General features: G+C 71.4%; 17 protein-coding genes and 2 pseudogenes. 3 read left to right on the top strand and 16 right to left on the bottom strand.

The annotated features are described in order from the left end of the window. Positions 1 to 163: 163 nt before the first annotated feature. The 4 genes and pseudogenes from BA175_RS24335 to BA175_RS31960 all read right to left on the bottom strand — a co-directional run bounded on the left by BA175_RS24335 (position 164) and on the right by BA175_RS31960 (position 3,730). Positions 164 to 1,621, bottom strand: coding sequence for an aldehyde dehydrogenase family protein (locus BA175_RS24335; protein WP_175420910.1), 1,458 nt, complete (start codon positions 1,619 to 1,621; stop codon positions 164 to 166). A gap of 585 nt (positions 1,622 to 2,206) precedes the next feature. Next, a pseudogene (locus BA175_RS30110) lies at positions 2,207 to 2,320 on the bottom strand (DNA-binding response regulator); the annotation flags it as partial. A 103-nt stretch (positions 2,321 to 2,423) separates the two neighbouring features. Further along, positions 2,424 to 3,179 carry a hypothetical protein gene (locus tag BA175_RS31965; RefSeq protein WP_069173606.1) on the bottom strand — a complete coding sequence of 252 codons (756 nt, stop codon included), beginning with the start codon at positions 3,177 to 3,179 and terminating at the stop codon, positions 2,424 to 2,426. After that, on the bottom strand, positions 3,104 to 3,730 hold the full coding sequence (locus tag BA175_RS31960; protein ID WP_069173605.1) for a histidine kinase: 627 nt from the start codon (positions 3,728 to 3,730) through the stop codon (positions 3,104 to 3,106). The genes BA175_RS31965 and BA175_RS31960 overlap by 76 nt, the downstream gene beginning before the upstream one ends. A 110-nt stretch (positions 3,731 to 3,840) precedes the next feature. Here BA175_RS31960 and BA175_RS24315 point away from each other — a divergent pair, with 110 nt between their 5' ends. Beyond that, the gene (locus tag BA175_RS24315; protein ID WP_079159763.1) at positions 3,841 to 4,545 is read left to right on the top strand and encodes a hypothetical protein; all 705 of its coding nucleotides are present in this window, start codon (positions 3,841 to 3,843) and stop codon (positions 4,543 to 4,545) included. A 262-nt stretch (positions 4,546 to 4,807) separates the two neighbouring features. Here BA175_RS24315 and BA175_RS24310 read toward each other — a convergent pair whose 3' ends face one another. The 9 genes from BA175_RS24310 to BA175_RS24275 form a co-directional block, all read right to left on the bottom strand. Next, positions 4,808 to 5,371: a hypothetical protein gene (locus tag BA175_RS24310; protein WP_069173604.1), complete on the bottom strand. Its 564-nt coding sequence runs from the start codon at positions 5,369 to 5,371 to the stop codon at positions 4,808 to 4,810. A gap of 237 nt (positions 5,372 to 5,608) precedes the next feature. Next, the gene (locus BA175_RS31955) at positions 5,609 to 5,767 is read right to left on the bottom strand and encodes an amidase family protein (RefSeq protein ID WP_438947377.1); all 159 of its coding nucleotides are present in this window, start codon (positions 5,765 to 5,767) and stop codon (positions 5,609 to 5,611) included. A 121-nt stretch (positions 5,768 to 5,888) separates the two neighbouring features. Then, entirely contained in the window at positions 5,889 to 6,356 is a 468-nt protein-coding gene (locus BA175_RS24305; protein ID WP_069173603.1) for a cupin domain-containing protein, read from the bottom strand. Positions 6,357 to 6,873: 517 nt separating this feature from the next. After that, positions 6,874 to 7,404, bottom strand: a complete 531-nt coding sequence (locus BA175_RS24300; protein WP_069173602.1) for an SRPBCC family protein — start codon at positions 7,402 to 7,404, stop codon at positions 6,874 to 6,876. A gap of 3 nt (positions 7,405 to 7,407) precedes the next feature. After that, positions 7,408 to 8,472, bottom strand: a complete 1,065-nt coding sequence (locus tag BA175_RS24295) for an alkene reductase (RefSeq protein ID WP_069173601.1) — start codon at positions 8,470 to 8,472, stop codon at positions 7,408 to 7,410. 242 nt (positions 8,473 to 8,714) lie between these two features. Then, positions 8,715 to 9,689 carry an alpha/beta hydrolase gene (locus BA175_RS24290; protein ID WP_254667960.1) on the bottom strand — a complete coding sequence of 325 codons (975 nt, stop codon included), beginning with the start codon at positions 9,687 to 9,689 and terminating at the stop codon, positions 8,715 to 8,717. Positions 9,690 to 9,953: 264 nt separating this feature from the next. Next, positions 9,954 to 10,895, bottom strand: a complete 942-nt coding sequence (locus BA175_RS24285; protein ID WP_069173599.1) for an NADP-dependent oxidoreductase — start codon at positions 10,893 to 10,895, stop codon at positions 9,954 to 9,956. Positions 10,896 to 11,171: 276 nt separating this feature from the next. Next, positions 11,172 to 11,993, bottom strand: a complete 822-nt coding sequence (locus BA175_RS24280; protein WP_069173598.1) for a helix-turn-helix transcriptional regulator — start codon at positions 11,991 to 11,993, stop codon at positions 11,172 to 11,174. 228 nt (positions 11,994 to 12,221) lie between these two features. Then, entirely contained in the window at positions 12,222 to 13,382 is a 1,161-nt protein-coding gene (locus BA175_RS24275; RefSeq protein ID WP_254667959.1) for a pentapeptide repeat-containing protein, read from the bottom strand. A 251-nt stretch (positions 13,383 to 13,633) separates the two neighbouring features. Between BA175_RS24275 and BA175_RS24270 the strand changes: the two genes are divergently transcribed. Next, positions 13,634 to 14,884, top strand: coding sequence for a PP2C family protein-serine/threonine phosphatase (locus tag BA175_RS24270; RefSeq protein WP_069173597.1), 1,251 nt, complete (start codon positions 13,634 to 13,636; stop codon positions 14,882 to 14,884). A 346-nt stretch (positions 14,885 to 15,230) separates the two neighbouring features. Here the strand turns inward: BA175_RS24270 and BA175_RS24265 are convergent, their stop codons facing one another. Beyond that, complete coding sequence (locus BA175_RS24265; protein WP_069173596.1) at positions 15,231 to 15,851, bottom strand: TetR/AcrR family transcriptional regulator; 621 nt, start codon at positions 15,849 to 15,851, stop codon at positions 15,231 to 15,233. A 117-nt stretch (positions 15,852 to 15,968) separates the two neighbouring features. Between BA175_RS24265 and BA175_RS24260 the strand changes: the two are divergent. After that, positions 15,969 to 17,367, top strand: a pseudogene (locus tag BA175_RS24260) (amidase). Between the two features lie 186 nt (positions 17,368 to 17,553). On the opposite strand, the gene BA175_RS24255 reads toward BA175_RS24260, so the two are convergent. Together BA175_RS24255 and BA175_RS24250 are read right to left on the bottom strand one after the other, a co-directional pair. After that, positions 17,554 to 18,426 (bottom strand): class I SAM-dependent methyltransferase, encoded by an 873-nt coding sequence (locus tag BA175_RS24255; protein ID WP_069173595.1) that lies wholly within the window; start codon positions 18,424 to 18,426, stop codon positions 17,554 to 17,556. A gap of 122 nt (positions 18,427 to 18,548) precedes the next feature. After that, a complete protein-coding gene (locus BA175_RS24250; protein ID WP_069173594.1) occupies positions 18,549 to 19,145 on the bottom strand; it encodes a helix-turn-helix domain-containing protein in 597 nt (198 codons plus the stop codon). Positions 19,146 to 19,164: the final 19 nt, after the last annotated feature.

The raw sequence follows: 19,164 nt of genomic DNA, 5'->3' as shown, positions 1-19,164 counted from the left end.
GACCGTGCGGGAGCACCTGGTGCCGGCTTCCGCAGGCTCCTCAGCCAGAGCGGGACGAAGACCGTTCGCCGCTCCGATGAGCTGAATCGACGCCTGGTGCAACCATCCCGTGCAGGGGGACGGCCCGGTGCCCAGGTGGGCGCCGGGCCAGGTCGTCATCCGCTCAGTGAGCGGCCAGGGTGTGGTCCTGCTCCACGTACACCTTGAGGGCCTGGAACTCCTCGATCGCCCGCGGCCCGCACAGGTAGCCGTAGCCGCTGCCCTTGACGCCACCCTCCTCGAAGTCCTCGCTGATCGCTCCCCAGGTGTTGATCCACACCGTGCCGGTGCGGATGCGCCGGGCGATCCGGCGGGCCTTCATCGAGTCCGAGCTGAACACCGAGGCGGCGAGTCCGTAGATGGTGGCGTTCGCCTTGGTCACGGCGTCGTCCTCGTCGTCGAAGATCTCGAACGTCTGAACCGGACCGAAGACTTCCTCCTGCACGATCCGGACATCGGTGCGGTCCACCTCGATCAGACTCGGCCGGTAGAACGCGCCGGCGGCCAACGGGCCGTCGGTGACCACTCCGCCGCGCAGCAGTACCGTGCCGTACGAAGTGGCTTCCTCGACGATCGCGTCCACCCGCCGGGCGGACGCCCGGTCGATCACCGGGCCGAGCTGGGCCTTCTCGTCGTCGCCCGACCCGAGCCGTACCTGTGCGAGCGCGGCGGTGAGCCGAGTGCGCACCTGGTCGGCGATGTCCCGGTGAACCAGTACGCGGGAGCCGGTGCAGCAGAACTGCCCGTTCATCAGCAGCAGCGCCTGCACCACGGTCGGGATCACCATGTCCAGATCGGCGTCCGGGAGGATCACCATGGGAGCCTTGCCGCCCAGTTCCAGGCCGAGCCGCTTGAGCGTAGGGGCGGCCGCGGCCGCGATCCTGCGCCCGACCGGCGTACTGCCGGTGTAGTTGATCACGTCGACCTTGTCCGAGGAGACCAGGAACGGGGCCCCGGTGTTGCCGGACTCGGTGAAGACGTTGACCACGCCCGCCGGTATCTCCGGGACCGAGGCCAGAACCTGCGCGAAGAGCTCGTTGGTCAGCGCCGTCTGCGCCGGAAGTTTGACCACGACGGTGCAGCCGGCGGCCAGCGCCGGGCCCAGTGCCCGCACGGTCAGCATGACGGGGGAGTTCCAGGGGGAGATGATCCCGGCGACACCAAGGGGCTCGGGCACCGAGTGGGTGTACTGGCCGGGTGCCGTCTCGGCGGCACGCCCGGCGCTCTGGGTGCGCGCAGACGCTGCCGCGTACCGCAGCCAGCCGACCGCGCCGCTGACCTCCCACGTGGTCTCACCGAGCAGCTTGCCGTTCTCCCGGGACAACATGGCCGCAACCTCGGGTACCCGGGCCTCGAGTGCGTCGGCCAGCCGGCCGAGTGCGGTCGCCCGGAGCGAGGGGGTGCGCGCCCACGCGGTGGTCGCGAACGCGGCGTCGGCGGCGTCCACGGCTGCCGACGCCTCTTCTTCGCCACCGTCGTGGAACGAGCCGACGACGGTGCCGTCGGCCGGGTTGATCGATTCCAGAACCGCGCCGGAGCCGGTCCACTCTCCGTTGATCCAGTGCTGCGCGATGGTGTTCATGGTCCGCTCCTCGTGGTCCCGCCCGGGTACCGGGCGGATTCGATGTCTCCACGAGAATGGCTCGGCCACCGTACCGAGAGCCTCCGTCAGCTGACTGACATCCGGCCGACGGCACGCATACGTCAGTACCGGGGCAGTGCTGAGAAGCCGTGTCTCGACCGATGACGGAACGTGCGAGTCGAACGTCGATCGGGTTTCCCGCCGGAGCGAACTTCCGGCGGTAGGCACATGAAGGGAGGGCCCCTTGGTGGCTCGGAGGTACGAACCGAACCGAGCAGTTCCAGGAGGCCCTGGTGTCGCAGTTCACGTGTTCGCCCTCATCGTTCAACTCGACTGCCCGGTCGCGTGATTGCCTCGCGCACGTGTACGGGAACGCGGATGGTCACCCGGACCGGGTGCGCCGATACCCGTCAGACATGAGAGGTCGGAGTCTGCAAGCGGGACAGTTCAGGACGGCTGAGCGCCGAGGCCGGATGCACACTGATCCAAGGGTGTCCCGCGCTTCACCGTCCTGTTCTCCCGAAGCTGCCGCGAAGTGACACGTAGCTCTCTGCAGCGGATCTGGGGTGCGATGGTCGGCGGCTCCTCGCGGCCGTCCCCGGCCTCGGCGATCACGTCGATGTCGTCGGCCGAGGTGAGGATCATGCTGATGCCGACCCTGAGGAGCGGCTCGTCGTCGGCGACGAGGAGCCGGATCACACAGCCTCCTGCGCGGTGTCGACCACCACGTGTAAAGGAAAACGGACGGAGTGGCCCCGCCATCATGTCCTGCAGCGGCCGACCCGCCGCACGGAAGCCGGCATCACTTCGCCTTGTACGTCTCCTTGGAGACCAACTTCCCGTCCTGGAAGCAGAACCGGAAGACGGTGAGGGCGTCGGCCCCCTGGTCGTCGTTGGAGGTGAAGTGCCGGCACGTCGCTCCCTCGGGCAGCTCGGGCCCCTGGTCCGCCAGGTGCGAGGCGAGCCACGAGTCCTCCTTGGGGAGCCTGGCCTGGATGTCCGCCTCGGCGTCCCCGACCTTCGCCTCCTCGTAGACGCTCGGCGAGATTTCCCCCTTCTTCACCTTTTCCGTCATGACGCCCACCCCCCAGACGCCCAGGCCGATGACGCCCGCGACGAGGACGACGGCGGTGACGGCGCAGCCGATGGCGACGTTCTTCCTGGTACTCATAGTGGTGGTGAACTCCCTCTGTGGATCGGCCCCGTTGATGACCGTTCCACCGTCGCCCACCGCCCCGGGACGCCGCTGCCCCCGAAAGTCGCAAGCCGGTACGACGGAGGTCGCGTCGTACGGCCCCGCGCCGCCCGGGCACCGTTCCCCGCCCCGTGTCCCCCGAGGTTCCCCGCCCCGGTCCTCCGCGCCGCTTCCCGCCTTGCTCTCCTCCCCGTACGGCAGCATCCCCGCGATCCGGAAGCCGCCGTCCTCGGTGAGCCCGGTGTGCACCATGCCGCCGACCCGGCCGAACCGCTCGCGCAGCCCCTTCAGCCCCTGGCCGCCGCTGATCTCCGGCGGCACCTCGGGCGCTCCGCCCGGCACGGGCCCGCTGGTGACGTCCACTGGTGCCCCTGGTGCTCCGGGCAGGAGAGCTCCCCCTGATTCTCCTGGTGAGACCGATGCCCCTGGTACGGCTGCTCGTTCTGATGCCCCCGATACTCCGCCTCGTCGTGGAGCACCCCCACCGCCGCCCGCGGCTCAGCCATCGCGCTGACGGAGGCACCCCGGAGGGTCCGTACGGCATCCCGCTGGTTTCCGGTCAGCTCCGGGTCGACCTGGAGGGCGCCCGCGTGCACGGAGATCAGGGCGAGCTGGTGGCGGAGGCTGTCGTGCCTGGCGTGGGCGATGCGGTTGCGTTCCGGCGGCCGTGCCTCACGGGCCACCATTGCCTGCTCACTTCTGAGTTGCCCGTCGTTCTGCCACAACGCGTCGAGCAGCCGCCGCCGTTGGTCCCGGTAGCGGCCGCCGAGGGCCCGCACCCCGGCAAGGGTGAGGAATGTCGCGACGTTCCACCCGAGGGTGACGAGCAGCCCAGGCGCGACCCCCGAGGTGCTGTCCTGGTACAGGCTCGGGACGGTGTGGAGCACACACCCGGCCCCGAACGCGGCGGCCACCCGAGAGTTGACACCTTCGTCGCCCGGGATCGCGACTTCCGGAGACTGCGCCGGACCGGTCGTGCGGCCGACGATGGGCGGACCGGAACAGGGACAGCGGGAGATGTCACATGGACAGCACGGGCACGGAGTCGAGTACAGGAACGGGCGCGGAGAAGGACAAAGCCACCGTCGGCCTCACCAAGGCCGCCCCCGCCCCAGCCCCGGCCCCCACCCCCGCGGAAGCACCGGACATCCAGTCCCACGACACCTTCGTCATCAAGAAGACACTGAGCCTCACGGCCAGCGAGTACGTGGTGAGCGTGGCCCGGCCGGACGGCTCCGAGGGCGAGCCTGTCGCGTACGCACGCGAGAAGCTGCTGTCACTCAGGGGGCAGGTGACCGTCTATACGGACGCGTCCAGGAAGTCCGTTCTCGCCGCCTTCAAGGGCCGCGACCACGAGGTGGGCTACATGTACGACGTGCGGGACGCTTCGGGCCAGTCCTTCGGGTCGTTCTACGAGGACGCGGGCGCGTCCTTCCTCCGCAGGACATGGCAGGTGCAGCAGCCGGGGACGATCAAGCTGACCGGCCGCGAGCGCAGCCGGGTGGTGGCCTTCGTCCGGTTCATCTGGGAGTTCGTGCCGTATCTCGAATACGTGCCGTTCATCTGGCCGTACCGATTCAAGTACACCGAGAGCGGCAAGCCGCTGATGACCGTCGCCAAGAAGCTGGGGCTGCGCACCCGGTACGTACTCGAGATCCTCGCGCCCGACATCGACCGCCGCCTCGCCATCGCCCACACGCTGGCCCTGGACGTCCTGGAGGTGGACTGACACGTACGTGCGAGGCGAGCAGGGTCCGCAAGCGGCCACCGGGCGGGACGTTCCGACAACGCGGCGAGGTGCCGTAGCTGTCGTCGCGCGCCCGCCGGGAACTGCGGAACATCCCTTAGCTGGGGGCGGCAGGTGTGTGAACCAGGCACGCGCTGGGCGTCGGCACCGGCCGGTCCGATGGGCGGCGGCGTGAGCACCACCGTCGACCGCCAGGACCAGTCACCCGTCGGCGGCTCGCGGCATCGGCGGGTGAAGAACAAGCTCACCGGACGGGCGCGCACAGGTAGTCGAGGGCCGCGCGGGCGAAGCCCGGTGCGGTCCGCGGGCACTGCCAGCGGACGAGAATCTCGGGACCGGAGAGGTGGGCGGGTTCGGCTTCCTCGTCCTCGAGTCCGTCCAGGTGGTCCTCCGGAAGCAGATCCTCGGCAAGCAGGTCGTCGAGGGCCTGGTCCACCGGGGAACTCAGCACCTCCATGCCGACGGGCAGGTAGTCCAGCACCTCGTCCACGTCGAGCTCGTACGGATGCCAGCCGTGCCCGCAGACCGTGCCGTCGTCATCGCGCGCGACGCGGCTCAGTACGGCGACGACCTCGTCCTCGACTCCCGGACCGGGGGTGCCGAAGGCCACGTAGGGGGCGAGCGTCAGCAGGCCCAGTGTCCAGAACAGTACGGGCTCACCCTCCGGCCCGGACACCGCCGTGTCGAGCCGGCGGGCGCAACCGCGCACCGTTCCGTCCTTGTCCCCGGCGTGGTAACCGTGCCGGAGCTCCTCCCAACCGCTGCACAGCGGGCGCCAGTTGTCGGGGAGAGGTATGACCGTCGACATGCCTTCGTTCTCCTTCGGCGAGGTCCTGGCTCTGCGGCCATTGGATCACACGGGCGTGCGCCGTTCGCCGAGGAAGGGCACCAGCGTCCGAACTCCACGGCGGAGTCGTCCTCGGCCCGCCGCAGTGGTGGTGCAGGTCCGGATCCGGGGCGCCGGGAGTACCGGAGGACACCCACATTGCGGTGGTCCCGCTTGCTCGGTGCGTGATCCTCCGACTCCCTGCTCCAGGAGCACTCCTCAGTGGCCCAGTGCACGACCAGGCCGTTGAAGAGCTCGTCGACATGGGGGCCACGGAGACCCGGAGCCGCGCGTGGGTAGTGGTCCGAACAGGCCGTTGTGCGAGCCGGGGATGCGGATCGAGCCGCCGGCGTCGGTCGCGTGCGCGAGCGGGACCACGCCGGCCGCGCCCGCGCCCCCGCTGGATCCGCCCGCGCTGCGGACGACGAGGCCGCGTGGGGAGGGGCGGTCGACGATGGCCCTCGGCTGTCCCGGCACGGGTGCGCGGTCCGTGAGCGGTTCAGCGCGGCGGTCCGAGGATGACGCCGCCGTAGAGTTCGGATGCCTCCGCCAGGAGGGACCTGGGGATCTCGAAGCCGTCGGGGCGCGGGGTGGTGAGGTCGCGGCCGGCGTGGCGGAACATGCCCTCGATGCCGGCGGGCGTGGCGATCATCAGAAGGTCGGCGCGGTCGGAGGTGATGCGGTAGCCGTGCGGGACGTTGCGGGGCAGATAGACGATCCCGCCTTCGCTCAGTTCGTGTTCCTTCTCCCCGGACCACACCAGAGCCGTGCCCTTGATCAGCATGAACACCTCGTCCTCGCGGGTGTGCAGGTGGAACGGCGGGGCTTCGCCCTTGGCGACGTCGAAGCGGCCCACGGTCAGTTTGCCCTCGGTGGCTTCCTTGTCGAGCAGCACGGAGAACGTTCCCCCGTCGAGCCATTCCAGCTTCTGCTGCTGTTCGGGCTGCGCGAGATAGGCCATGGTCATCGGGGATCTCCAAGGAAACTCCGGCTTTCGCCGGGAACGGAATCGGACTCCTGCAAAGCGGGGAAGGGCCGGGATTCCCTCCGGAGCGCATGGTGCTCCGACGCGCAGGCCTGAACGTGACGGGTGGTGCTGTGCGTGCGTACAGCCGCACACCGTGTGAAGCGGGCGTTCATCTCCGGTGACGGAGGGACGCGGAGGAGCACGGGGAAACGGTGTGGGCCGCACACGGCGTATCCGCGTATCAGTGGATGCGGACCGGTCTGGAGACGGTCGGCGGCTGTGCGGGGCCGGCCGCGTGGGAGCGGGTCGGCCGACGATGGGGACGAGCTGTCATCGGCCGGGGCCGGCACCGCCGGCCCGGCGCTCCGGGCCCTGCCGTGGGTCTCGTGCAGTGGATGCCGGGGCCGGTCCGAGCTGATCGTCCGTCGAGGCCGGAGCTCCTGGGGGCACGGGTTTTCACGCGTTCGGCTCGATCGGAACGACCGGGTCAGAACTCCGGTGCCGCTGCTTCGGGCCGTCACCCGGTCCTGAGCTGTGCCTGCGCGCTGCCGTCCTTCGTTTCGATGACGTGGACGCACCGGTCGAGGGCCGCCACCATGTAGCGGCGCCAGAGCGGGGCGAAGGGGCCGGCGAGGATCCAGCGGCGGCCGGGCAGCGGCTTGAACTCGTAGGTCCAGCGGATGAGTGCGCCGTCACCGTCGGGGTTGACGTTGAACTCGCCCCGGATACCGGCCGCGAGGCGGGAGAGGATGTTGGTGAAGCCGGTCAGCTGGTAGGCGAAGCTGGAGCCCGGTACGTACTCGGTGAGTTCTTCGTCGGCCTGGGAGCCGTCGTCGAACTGCGGGTTCCTTCGCGGGCCCGCATGATCCCAGGCCTCGGTCTGGTTCTTCACGCTGCTGATGCCGGGGAACGGGGCCACCGGGCGGAAGACGGTGGGGAGGTCGATGGGCACCAGGACGTGGAAGGCGTTCCGGGGTGCCGTGCGAGTCCGCTGCTGGACGGTGATGGAGACGGTCTTGTCGGCCGGGCCGATGAGGAGTGTGGTCATGGTTCAGCTCCGCGTGGTGGGGAGGGCGGGGTAGTCGGTGTAGCCGCGGTGGTCCCCGCCGTAGAAGGTGGCCGGGTCGGGCTCGTTGAGCGGTGCGCCCGTGCGGACGCGGTGGGGCAGATCGGGGTTGGCCAGTGCCGTGGCGCCGACCGAGACGGCGTCGGCCAGACCGGAGTCGATGTCGGCGAAGCGGGTGTCGAGCGGGGTGCCGCCCCGGTTGACGATCAGTGCCGTGGACCACTGGCGGCGTATCCGATGCAGAAGTTCCTCGTCGGGGCCCTGGATGAGGTGCAGGTAGGCAAGGCCGAGTGGGTCCACGGCGTCGAGCAGCGCCGGGTAGACGTCGTGCAGGTCGTGCTCGGTGATGTCGTTGTAGTGGTTGCCGGGAGAGATGCGCAGGCCGGTGCGGTCGGCGCCGATCTCGGCGGCCACCGCGGACGTCACCTCGACGGCGAAGCGGGTGCGGTGGGCGACGGAGCCGCCGTACCGGTCGGTGCGCTCGTTGGCGTGGGAGGAGAGGAACTGGTGGACGAGGTAGCCGTTGCCGCCGTGGATCTCCACGCCGTCGAACCCGGCTGCGACGGCCGCCGCCGCCGCGCGGCGGAACTCGTCGACCACACCGGCGATCTCGCCCGTGGTGAGGGCCCGGGGGACGGGCATCTCCTGGAGGCCGGTGGCGGTGAACATGACGCCCTTGGGCTGTACGGCCGAAGGGGCGACGGGCGTGCGGTGGTGCGGGGTGTTGTCCGGGTGGGAGATACGGCCGGCGTGCATCAGCTGGGCCACGATGCGCCCGCCCTCGGCGTGGACGGCGTCGGTGACCTTGCGCCAGCCGGTGATGTGCGCGTCGGTGTGGATTCCCGGCGTCAGCAGGTAGCCCTGACCGTCTTCGGACGGCTGCGTGCCCTCCGTGATGATCAGGGCCATGGAGGCCCGCTGCCGGTAGTACTCGACACCGAGCTCGCCGGGAAGGCCGTCCGGTAGGGAGCGGTTACGGCTCATGGGCGCCATGACGAGCCGGTGCGGCAGTCTCATGGCACCGACGGTGAGAGGGGTCCAGACAGTCATGGGTGAGCGCTTTCTGCTGGAGGGGAGGCGAGGGGCCGGGGTGTGTCGTGAAAGGAGCGTCGTCTGCCCGGAGGGCAGCCCGGCGGCGTCCGGTGCGTGGATCGCAAGGCGAAGGGGTCGCCCCGATATCGGCTGTATCGGCTCGACCCCGACACGGCGGCTGGAGGTGCCCCTCCGGAAAGGTGCGTGCCGGACGCCGCCGGGCTGACGGGACGTCCGGAACACGGTCTGCGGGACAGCCCTCAGAGGGAGGCGAGGACGCGGACGCGGTCGGCGACGGCGCGGCGCGCGACGTCGGTGGTGAAGGCGATGGAGTCGAACTCGTGCGGGACGCCGGGGTGCAGGTGGAACTCCACGGGGACGCCGGCCCGGCTGAGCTTGGCCGCGTAGGCGAGGTCCTCGTCGCGGAAGACGTCGAGCTGGCCGACCTCGATGTAGGCCGGGGGCAGGCCGGTCGCGTCCTCGAGGCGGGCGGGAGCCGCCGTGGCGGGCACGTCCGGCCCACCCGCCGCGTCGCCGAGCAGCGCCGGCCACGCGGTGCGGCTGTCGTCGTAGGACCACAGCAGGTAGGGCTCGATGTGCGGGTCGGGGGTGGTGGTGCGGTCGTCGAGCATCGGCATGAGCAGTATCTGCCGGGCGATCGCCGGGCCGCCGCGCTCCCGGGTGAGGATGGACAGAGCTGCGGCCAGTCCGCCCCCGGCGCTGTCGCCCATCACGGCGATCCGGCCCCGGTCGACGCCGAGTTCGTCGGCGTGTTCGTGCAGCCAGCGCAGGGCGGCGTACGCGTCCTCGACCGGCGTCGGGAACGGATGCTCGGGGGCCCGGCGGTATTCCACCGACAGCATCGGCACCCCGCTGGCGGAGACGTAGCGCGAGACCGGTCCGTCGAACAGGTCGATGTGGCCGAAGATGTAGCCGCCGCCGTGGAAGAACAGCACCGCCGGCCCCGCTGCGGCGCCTGTCCTGGCGTACCAGCGCAGGGCGATCTGTGTGCCGTCGTCGGCGGTCGCGTGGTACTCGGCGGTCGTGACGTCGGGCGGAATCGGCTGGGCCGCCGAGGCGGCACCGATGATCGGCTCCCACAGGGCACGCCGTGCCGGCACGTCGCCGACCGCAGGGGGTGTGGCGTGCGCCATGGCCTCCGCCATGGGGGCGAAAACCTGGGCGAACTCGGGGTCGAGACCGAGTGACATGGCTGTCCTATCTTTTCGAGTCATGCGATTCATGGTCCGAGCTGGTGTGATGCGGAGGGGCGGTGGAGCCTCCGGCCGGGTTTCGGCTGTGGCCGACAGGAAGGCGCCGGGGCCGCGCTGCGCCGGACCGGCGGAGCGCAGCACACCGCGAGGGCTCCACCGCTGGTGGGGCGAGGCGACGCGATCGCCGCGCCGAAGAAGGCCGTACGGGGATGTATGGGCCGTTCCGCCAGCGCGGTGAGGTGCCGCAACAGCCGTCGCGCCCTCTCCGGGGCCGGGGGGCAGCCCTCAGGTGAGAGAGGCGGCGGGGGGAAGGACGAGAACCTTGCCGGAGAGCGCGCCTTCCGCGGCCTCCGCGTGCAGCGCCGGCAGCTCGGCCAGCGGCACCCGCCGAGCGATGTCGACGCGCAGCGCTCCGGAGTCGACCAGCGTCACCAGCCTCGCCAGCTGCCCGGCGTCGCTGTTCACGAAGAGGTTGACGCCGCGCACGCCGCGTTCCTCGTCGGAGGGCGCGGGCATCCACACCGTCGTGTTCACCACGATGCCGCCGTCCCGGACCACGGAGGTCAGCGCGGCCAACTGCATCGGATCGACCGGCGCGAGGTTCAGCACGACGTCGACCAGCGCGGACAGTTCGGGGACTCCGTGGCCGAACACCTCGTCGGCACCCGCCGCCCTGACGCGTTCACTGCTGTGCGGCCCGGCCGTGGCGATCACGTGTGCGCCGGCGTGCTTGGCCAGCTGGACGGCGTAGCCGCCGACCGCGCCGCCCGCACCGTTGATCAGAACCCGCTGGCCGGCCGTCAGCTCGGCGTGGTCGAAGAGGGCCTGCCAGGCGGTGAGTCCGACCAGCGGCAGCCCTCCCGCGTCGGCCAGCGGGATGCTCGCGGGCGCCGCCGTCAGCAGGCCGGCCGGGGCGAGCACGTACTCCGCCGCCGCACCGGCGCCGGTCATCGGCAGGAAGCCGACGACCTGGTCACCCACCCTGACCCTGTCCGCGCCCTCGCCCAGCGCGTCGACCGTGCCCGCGACGTCGAGGCCGGGGGTGTGCGGCAGGCTCACCGGGATGGGGCCCTGCATGAAGCCCGCGCGGATGTTGCCGTCGACCGGGTTGAACGACGTCGCGGCCACCCGGATCCGGACCTCCCCGGCCGCGGGGACCGGCTGTTCCACGTCCTCGTACCGCAAGACCTCCGGAGAGCCGTACTCATGGAAACGCACTGCTTTCATGACAAAAGCCACCTTTCATGGCAAGAGAAGATGCTACGGATCTGAAGCATCGTGAGATCGGGCATGCCTCGGCTTCGAGACGGTGCCTTCGGGTGTGTGAGGGGACGACAGCCGCTGCGTGCTGTCCCGCGCTTCCCGGTCGATCGGCGCGCGGCTCGGATGCGGTGCACCGCACGGCGGAGGGACGTCCGCGTAGTGGATGTGTACGGAGGCCGGACAACGCGGCGAGGTCCCGTGGCTGTCGTCGCGCGCCCGCCGGGAGTGGCGGGACAGCCCTCAGACGCCGGTCAGGAGCTGAAGCCTGTCGTGGCTCGGGGAACCGGCCTCGGCGGTGAACACCAGCAGCGTCTGGCACTGCTCGGGATCCACCAGCATCTCGGCGTACAGCTCCAGTTCCCCCAGCTCGGGGTGCAGGTAGCGTTTGAGGTCGTGATGATGGGTCACGCCCACCTCGTGCAACCGCCAGATGTTCGCGAACTCGGAACTGACCTCCAGCAGCGCCGCGACGATCTCACCGGCCCGGCCCGTGGGATCCGCCGTGTACGCGTCCCGGATCTCGGCGGCGAAGACCCGGCCCCGTATCGGATGGTCCTCGACGGGGTACAGGCCACGGACCCGTGGATCACCGGTGAACCAGCGGTAGACCAGGTAACGGGACATGCCCGTGTACCGGGTGTAGTCACCGAGCAGGGCGACCGCCGGGCGCGTCTGCAGCAGCGCCTCGCCGAGCCGGGACAGCACGATGGCCGGTACGTCCGAGAGACCGGCGACGATGCGCCTCATCGTGGGACCGATGTAATCGTCCCGCAGGATCCGCTGCGGCGCCGGAACCCCGCCCAGGATGAAGAGGTGGTCGTGCTCGCTCTGGTTGAGACGCAGCGCCCGGGCGAGCGCGACGAGTATCCGCTCCGACGGCGCCGGACCTCGCTGCTGCTCGATTCGGCTGTAGTAGTCGACCGACATCCCGGCCAGCGCCGCCACCTCCTCGCGCCGCAGCCCGCCGGTGCGGCGCCGCTGCCCGCGGGGGAGCCCGACGTCCTCCGGTTGCAGCGCCTCACGACGCGCTCGGAGAAAATCCGCCAGCAACGCCCGGTCCATCGTCCGACCTCCTCTGTTCGACAGGACAATCTTGACGCGAACCGGAGACCGGATGAAGGGCGGTTCCAACCGCGGACAAGTTGTCCCTGGCTGACGGCCTCGGAAGCGGTACCGGCGCCCGGATCTGCCTGGGTCCCGGGGCTCTGCGCGGTCAGGACGCCACTGCGGGGGAGTGACGCCGGTCAGGCGCGGATCGCGGTCGCCGCAGCGCTGACCGGCGCGTCCTGGTCACTGAGTGGACCTCAGCGGGGGTGCCTGCCACGTCATCCCGGGCGGCTGGAGAAGGGGCGAGGGCTCCGGTCCGGGGTCATCGGTGTCGACGACTCCGGCGGCCGTGTGGTCGAAGTCGGCGGGCCAGCGGGTGTGCTCACTGGCCAGGGCGCCGGCCAGGCGGGCTTCGAGAAGGTCGGCGGTGCTCAGGTCGGTGCCGCGCAGGTCGGCCATGCGGAGGTCGGCGCGGTGGAGGACGGCGCCGCGGGCGTCGGCCTTACGCAGGTTCGCCTCGCGCAGGTCGGTCTCGGTGAAGTCGGCGTCCCGCACGTCGGTTTCGACCAGCGTCGCGGCCCGTAGGTCGCCCAGAGTGCAGCGAGCCCGGCGGAGAATCGCAGTCGTGAGGTCGGCGTGCCGCAGGTTGATCGAGACCAGGGACGCCTGGGTCAGATTGGCGTGGTACAGGCCCGCCGCCTCCATGCACGCCCGGTCGAAGTTGACCTCGGGGAACCACAGTCCGTCGCAGTCGGCCCGGCGCAGGTCGGTGAGGCTGAGATTGACCCAGGACTGCTCCCGGTGCCGGCACAGCACGCCGAGCGCGGTCAGCGCCACCTGGGCGTCGGCGGCGCGGGTCTCCAGGGGTGCGATGTCGTTGATGGGCGCGTCTGCCGCCGGTGACCGGGGCTCGGCGGGTGGCCAGGGAAGGTGGGTACGCAGATAGGCGGCCTGGATGGAGATGATGGCCTCCCGGTCGCGGGCGGACTGCTCCGCGATCCGCCACAGCGCGTGCAACCCGCCGATGCGCACATCCAGCTTGTCGCTGCCGAGCTGGTCGACGGCCCGGCTGAACCGGTCGGTGACGTAGCCCTCCTGGGTGGCGCGTAAACCGTCCTGACTCACCCGCAGTTGCCGCCAGGTGGCGGACGCACCGAAGAGCACGACCAGGCCGCCGATCACCTGCAGAAGGGTCGTACGGACGTCGTTCACCGCCTTCAGCCGATCCTGCGCGGCAACGCTCGCCCCGGCGAGATCGTGGTCGACCACCACCCCCGGCAGGACGACGAACACGGTGCCCAGAATGACCAGCCCCGCCCCGGCCAGCAGACCTGCGGCTGCACGACGCCTGACGAGCCTGTCCTGCCATACCCGCCGCCCGCGGCCCGGTTCCCCCGTCTCCATGGGCATGGGAGCCTAGGCTCCGCCCGGAAGGCGATCAAGAGCGCTGCACCACCGGTCCGTGGGACGGGCGCTCCCGGTTCATGACGGCATGGAGGGGACGCGCTCGGCACCGGTGCCGCGGTGCCCCGCGGCCGCGCGCGCACGCGGCGCGTGCCCCCAGGAGAGTGATGCGCGGGCGGGAGGACCCGGTGGGTGGAACCTTGGGTGGAAAGGCCAGGGGCACGAACGGCAGCGGTACGAGGAGCGGCGGAATGACAGCGCAGGTTGATCACGCGGCTCTGTTCGCTGCGACGCCCAGCCCGTATCTGGTGCTGGGCCCGGATCTGGTGATCGTGGACGTCAACCGCGCCTACCTGGAGGCGACCGGACGTACGCATGGGGATCTGGTGGGCCGGCACGTCTTCCAGGCGTTTCCTGACAACCCCGATGATCCGGCTGCGGACGGTATGCGGAACCTGAACACCTCGCTGCACCGGGTGCTGGCCACGCGCAAGCCGGACACGATGGCGCTGCAGAAGTACGACATCCCCGTTCCCCACCGGCCCGGGGCGTTCGAGGAACGCTGGTGGTCCCCGGTGAACACGCCGGTTCTCGGGCCGGACGGACGGGTGGCGTGGATCATCCACCGGGTGGAGGACGTGTCCGCGTTCGTCAGGGCTCACCTGGCCGCCCAGCCCAAGGGCGTCCGCATCGGCCGGCGCCTGGAGGTGGCCGAGTCGTTGGAGGCGGAGCTGTACGCCTGGGCGCGGGAGCTGCAGCGGCTGAACGAGGAACTGCGTCAGGCCAACACCCGGGAACGCGAGGTCGCCGTCACGCTGCAGGAGGCCATGCTGCACACCCCGGATCTGGCCCACCACCGCGATGTCGCGGTGCGCTACCTGCCGGCGGTCGACTCGCTGAACGTGTGCGGCGACTGGTACGACGTCGTCGACCTCCCTCCGGACCGGCTGGCGCTGGCCGTAGGCGATGTCATCGGCCACGGCCTCGAGGCCGCGGCGGTCATGGGCATGCTGCGCAGTGCTCTGTCGGCGGCCGTCCGGGCCCTGGAACGCCCGGCGCAGGCCCTGGAAGTCCTCGGCCTGTACGCCCGCTCGATCGAGGGCGCGCTGGGCAGCACCGCGGTCAAGGCGGTCGTGGACCGGCGGAGCCGGATGATCGTCTACAGCAGTGCAGGGCACCCACCCCCCGTGCTGGTGCACGCCGACGGCCGGTGTGAGCTGCTGGACCAGGCGACCGATCCGCCGCTTGCCGCTCGTCTCGAGCACGTCCCCCCGCCGCAGGCCGGCGTGCGCTACAGGCCGGGCGACACCCTCGTGCTGTACACCGACGGGCTGATCGAGCGCCGCGAGGAGGACATCTACACCGGCCTGGGCCGTCTGATGAGCGCCCTCGGCGCGTGCAGCAGGCTGGCGCCCGAGCAGATCGCCGACACGCTGCTGGCCCGCCTCGGGATCGCCAGCGGTGGCCGCGACGATGTCGCCCTGGTCGTCGCCCGGCTCTGAAACGCCTTCCTCACCGAGCTCGGCGCGGTGTCGACGCATCCCGGCCCCCGTCGGCCGACAGCCCGCCCGCGTCTCCCCGACCCGACCGGTGGCGGATACCTGACTCGTCGGCTTCGGCGACCGTCTGTCCTGCGTGACGGCCCGGCCCGTGTCGCGGTGGGCCGCGCGCGTGGAGCTTCCCCATGACCGGTGATTCCCCGAGCAGGGGCAGGGCGGGGTGGGCCGTCGTGTGAGCGGTGTCCGGCCGACGTCCCCTCTTCGCCTGGCCTCCTCGTCCGCAGGCCCGGGCCGGCTCTCCCGGCAGTACCCAACGCCGCCGTCACCTCCTCGCGCGGTCAGCGGCCCTTCAGGGGCGGGTGCCGAGGCGTTCCAGGAGGCCGGCCAGATGCGCGTGCAGGACTTCCCCGGCCTCCTCCGCGGTCACGTGGCCCACGAGTACGTGGGTGGTGAGGCCGTCGGCGAGCGCGAGCAGGGTACGGGCCTCGTGCCGCGGGTCGGGCGGGGCAGCGCCTCCGTCGGCCGGGCCGCTCGCGGCGGCCTCCGTGACGAGGCGGACCAGGAGGTTCTGGAGGGCCGCGTAGCTGGTTCTCAGCGGGCCGGCGAGTGGCTCGCTGACAGCGGCCTGGGCGACGAACGCGAGCCAGATCCGTGCTTCGGCGCGGTGTTCCTCGCGGAGCAGGGCGATCTCGTCGGTCGCGTGGCCCAGGGCGGTGGCGGCCGAGCGGGCCGGGTTCGCGGCCAGGCGGGCCCTCACACGTTCGGTGATGCGTTCGCCGACATGGTCGACGGCGAAGCGCAGCATCTCCTCCTTGGTGCGGAAGCAGCGCTGAACGGCGCCCAGTGAGACCTGCGCGCGGGCGGCGACGTCGCGCATGCTCACTCCCTCCGGTCCGTGTTCGTCGGCGAGGAGGCAGACGGCCTCGGCGATCCGGCGGCGTCGGCTTTCGTAGTCCACCTGTTTGGGCATGCTCGGTCGGCCTCCTTAATCCGATACGATCGTATCGTTTCCGGGCTAGGGTGCGGACCCAACCACGTCGGCATCGGGACAGGAAAGACGATGATCAGGCAGAACGCCCTGTGGGCCATGACGGCCGCCGCCCAGGCGGAGGCGGTCCGAGGCGGAGATATCGGCGGTCGACCTGGTCGACAGCCACCTGGAGCGCATCGCGGAGGTCAATCCGCAGGTCAACGCGGTCACGCAGGTGGTGGCCGAGCGAGCCCGCGAGGCTGCGGCGCACACGGACCGGCGCCGGGCAGCGGGGGAAGAGCTCGGGCCGCTGGCCGGCGTGCCCTTCACGGTGAAGGAGTCCACCGCTGTCGAAGGGGTGCCCACCACCCTCGGATCGCCGCGCTTCCGCGACCTGGTGGCTTCGGCGGACGCACCGCCCGTGGCCCGGCTCCGCGCGGCGGGAGCCGTACCGATCGGGCACAGCAACATGCCCACCCTGGTCCTGGCCGGGATGCACACCCGCAGCGAGTTGTTCGGCGACACCGTCAACCCGTGGGACGGGAGCCGGACCCCGGGCGGCAGCAGCGGCGGTGACGGAGTGGCCGTCGCCACCGGCATGGCCGCGCTCGGACTCGGCAACGATGCCGGCGGATCGGTGCGGATCCCCGCCTCCTTCTGCGGAGTGACCGGGCTGAAGCCGACCCCCGGGCGGTTCCCCGCCGACCACCGCGTCCTCGGCCCGGACGACCCGGGGCCGGCCTCGCAGATACTGGTCACCGACGGGCCCCTGGCCCGTACGGTCGCCGACCTGCGTCTCGCCTACGAGGTGCTGGCCGGGACCGACCCGCGCGACCCGCGGGCCGTGCCGGTGCCCCTCCACGGCGAACCGCCGGCGGGCCCGGTCAAGGTCGCGCTCGTCGCCGACCCCGGTGGCCACGGGGTCCACCCGACGGTCCGCGGGGCTCTCGCAGCGGCAGCGGACGCGTTGCGCGACGCGGGGTACGACGTACGGGAGACGGCGGACGTTCCGCGGCTCGACGAGGCACTCGAGGCGTACGGCCGGATCACCATGACCGAATTCGCGCCGGCCTGGCCCGCGGTGCGGAAACTGCTCGGCGACGGCGGAGACCGCTACATCCGGATGGCCATGGAGAAGACTCCGCCTGCGAACGCCGCAGAGCTCGTGAAGCTGATGGGAACCTGGCTGGGCATCCGCCGCTCCTGGGCGGAGTTCCTCGACGAGTACCCCCTGCTGCTCGGACCGGTGTTCACCGAGCCGCCGGTCGAGCCGGGGCTGGAGTCACGCGACGAAGCGGGACGGGAGCGGGTCGCCGCGGGCATGCGCCTGTGCACGGTGACCAGCTTCGTCGGTGTGCCTGCCGTCGCCGTACCGACCGGACTCGCCGCCGGACTGCCGTCAGGCGTGCAGGTCATCGGGCGGGCCTTCCGGGAAGACCTGTGCCTGTCCGCCGCCCAGGAGATCGAGGACCGCCTCGGTGTGCTCGCGCCGATCGACCCCCGTCCCCGGCTGTAGCCCTCGCGTACCGGCGCTGTGCGCGCAGCTTCCCTCGGCACGGTCTCGGTGACGGGACATGCGCGCGGGCGCCTTCGCCGCGAGGTGCTGCTGACCGGCGGGACGGAGATCGTGTCGTCGCCGGCCGGTGTGCGCCCGCCCTCAGGCAGGAGGCGGCCCGCCCCCCGGGGTGGAACCACCCGTGATTCAGAGGCGGCGGGCGGCCCAGGCGGTGCGCTCGGTGCGTAGCGCCAGGTCGTCGCGGCGCAGGATGCCGTGCGGGCTGCCGGTGTCCAGGAGCCGGTCGAGCGCGGTGAGGTCCTCGGGGGAGAGGCTGTCCGCGACGACGCCGCGGATGCGCTGCAGGACGCCGGTGGCGTAGCGGCCGATCGCTTCGCTGCGCGAGCCTTCGAGGTGGACGGCGACGGTGCGTTCCCCCTCGACGGCGAAGCCGGCGGCGCTCAGCATCGGGCCCCAGTCGGCGCCGCGGTGGGGCATGTGTGCGGCTCGGCGGCGGTCGGCCGCCGTGTGGACGCGCTCTTCCAGGCCGGGCCTGTCCTCGGGAGCGTCTTCGGGCAGGAAGCGGGGGTGGCCGGCCAGTTCGACGACGGCGAACAGGCCGCCGGGCGCGAGCGCGTCGCGGACGTTGCGCAGTGCGTGGCCGGGGTCGGCCATGTGGTGCATCGAGGCGGATGCCCAGACCAGGTCCGGTGCGCCGAGGTCGGGCCAGGCGTCCTCGTCGAGGTCGGCCTGCACGGTGCGTACGCGATCCCCCACCTCCCGGGTGCAGGCCTTGGCGCGCAGGCGCTGCAGGTGTTCGGCGGAGGTGTCGACGGCGGTGACATGCGCGTCGGGGAAGCGGTCCAGGAGGGCGAAGGTGCCCGCTCCGGTGCCGCAGCCCAGGTCCACCATGTGGCGCGGCGCGGTCCGCAGCGGCAGCCATGCGATGAGGGAGGCGGTGTGTTCGGCGAGGACCTCGGCGTCCAGGTCGAGGATCTCCGCCTGGTCGTCCGGTGCGTGGCCGTGGCGATGATCGGGCGAAGCGCCGTGGCGGGGGTTGTGGCCGGGTGCGTGGTTCATGCTCGTCACCCTACGAAGGGCATGCTCCTGCGGCATACGTCCTTCCTGTATACGCAAGATGATGGCCCGCAGTGCTGCCCGACGCGCAAGATGCCGTCGCCGCGGGTTGCCGTCGCGCGGCCTCACGGTGCCTCCGGGCCGCCTCGGGAGTCGTCGTCGCTGGCGTCCTGGTGGCCGCGGCGGGCGTCGCGGTCGAAGATGCCGAGGATCTCGCAGGGCCCGCCGTCGGCGCCGATCGCGTGCGGCATCATCGTGGGGAACTCGGCGGCCTGATGGGTCTCGAGGCGGAAACGGCGGTGGCCGAGCACGAGGATCGCGGTACCGGACAGGACGACGAGCCATTCGCGCCCCGGGTGGGCGCGCATGCGCGCCGGGTTCTCGGGAGGCGGTTCGGTCATGCGCTGGCGCACCACGCTCATCCCGGGGTCGGCCTTGACGGCCCAGCGCATCCGGCCGTGGGCGCTGTCGATGGTCGGGCTGGTGACGACGTCCTCGGTGGCGGTCTCCACGAGCCGGTCGAGCGTGGTGTCCAGGGCGCGGGCGAGGGTGACCAGCTGATCCAGTGCGAGCCGGCGCCGGCCGTTCTCGATGCGGCTCAGCGTGGACTGACTGAGATGGGCGCGGGAGGCCAGTTCCTCCAGGGACCAGCCCTGCGCCACCCGCAGAGCGCGGATGCGTGTGCGTACGAGGCTGTCCAGATCGCCGTCTTCTTGCGTCATGCGCGACAGCGTATGCCTT

Origin of the sequence: Streptomyces griseus, assembly GCF_001715295.1 — a bacterium.
Lineage (GTDB): Bacteria > Actinomycetota > Actinomycetes > Streptomycetales > Streptomycetaceae > Streptomyces > Streptomyces griseus_G.
The sequence above is the reverse complement of the archived record's forward strand: the minus strand, read 5'-3'. Positions and strand labels throughout refer to the sequence as shown.

Excerpts from the sequence above, each read along its gene's own strand:
- BA175_RS24295 (WP_069173601.1), bottom strand. The coding sequence starts at position 8,472 with ATGACTGTCTGGACCCCTCTCACCGTCGGTGCCATGAGACTGCCGCAC.
- BA175_RS24270 (WP_069173597.1), top strand. The coding sequence starts at position 13,634 with ATGACAGCGCAGGTTGATCACGCGGCTCTGTTCGCTGCGACGCCCAGC.
- BA175_RS24285 (WP_069173599.1), bottom strand. The coding sequence starts at position 10,895 with ATGAAAGCAGTGCGTTTCCATGAGTACGGCTCTCCGGAGGTCTTGCGG.
- BA175_RS24265 (WP_069173596.1), bottom strand. The coding sequence starts at position 15,851 with ATGCCCAAACAGGTGGACTACGAAAGCCGACGCCGCCGGATCGCCGAG.
- BA175_RS24255 (WP_069173595.1), bottom strand. The coding sequence starts at position 18,426 with ATGAACCACGCACCCGGCCACAACCCCCGCCACGGCGCTTCGCCCGAT.
- BA175_RS24315 (WP_079159763.1), top strand. The coding sequence starts at position 3,841 with ATGGACAGCACGGGCACGGAGTCGAGTACAGGAACGGGCGCGGAGAAG.
- BA175_RS24275 (WP_254667959.1), bottom strand. The coding sequence starts at position 13,382 with ATGGAGACGGGGGAACCGGGCCGCGGGCGGCGGGTATGGCAGGACAGG.
- BA175_RS24310 (WP_069173604.1), bottom strand. The coding sequence starts at position 5,371 with ATGTCGACGGTCATACCTCTCCCCGACAACTGGCGCCCGCTGTGCAGC.
- BA175_RS24280 (WP_069173598.1), bottom strand. The coding sequence starts at position 11,993 with ATGGACCGGGCGTTGCTGGCGGATTTTCTCCGAGCGCGTCGTGAGGCG.
- BA175_RS24290 (WP_254667960.1), bottom strand. The coding sequence starts at position 9,689 with ATGACTCGAAAAGATAGGACAGCCATGTCACTCGGTCTCGACCCCGAG.
- BA175_RS24305 (WP_069173603.1), bottom strand. The coding sequence starts at position 6,356 with ATGACCATGGCCTATCTCGCGCAGCCCGAACAGCAGCAGAAGCTGGAA.
- BA175_RS24335 (WP_175420910.1), bottom strand. The coding sequence starts at position 1,621 with ATGAACACCATCGCGCAGCACTGGATCAACGGAGAGTGGACCGGCTCC.
- BA175_RS24250 (WP_069173594.1), bottom strand. The coding sequence starts at position 19,145 with ATGACGCAAGAAGACGGCGATCTGGACAGCCTCGTACGCACACGCATC.
- BA175_RS24300 (WP_069173602.1), bottom strand. The coding sequence starts at position 7,404 with ATGACCACACTCCTCATCGGCCCGGCCGACAAGACCGTCTCCATCACC.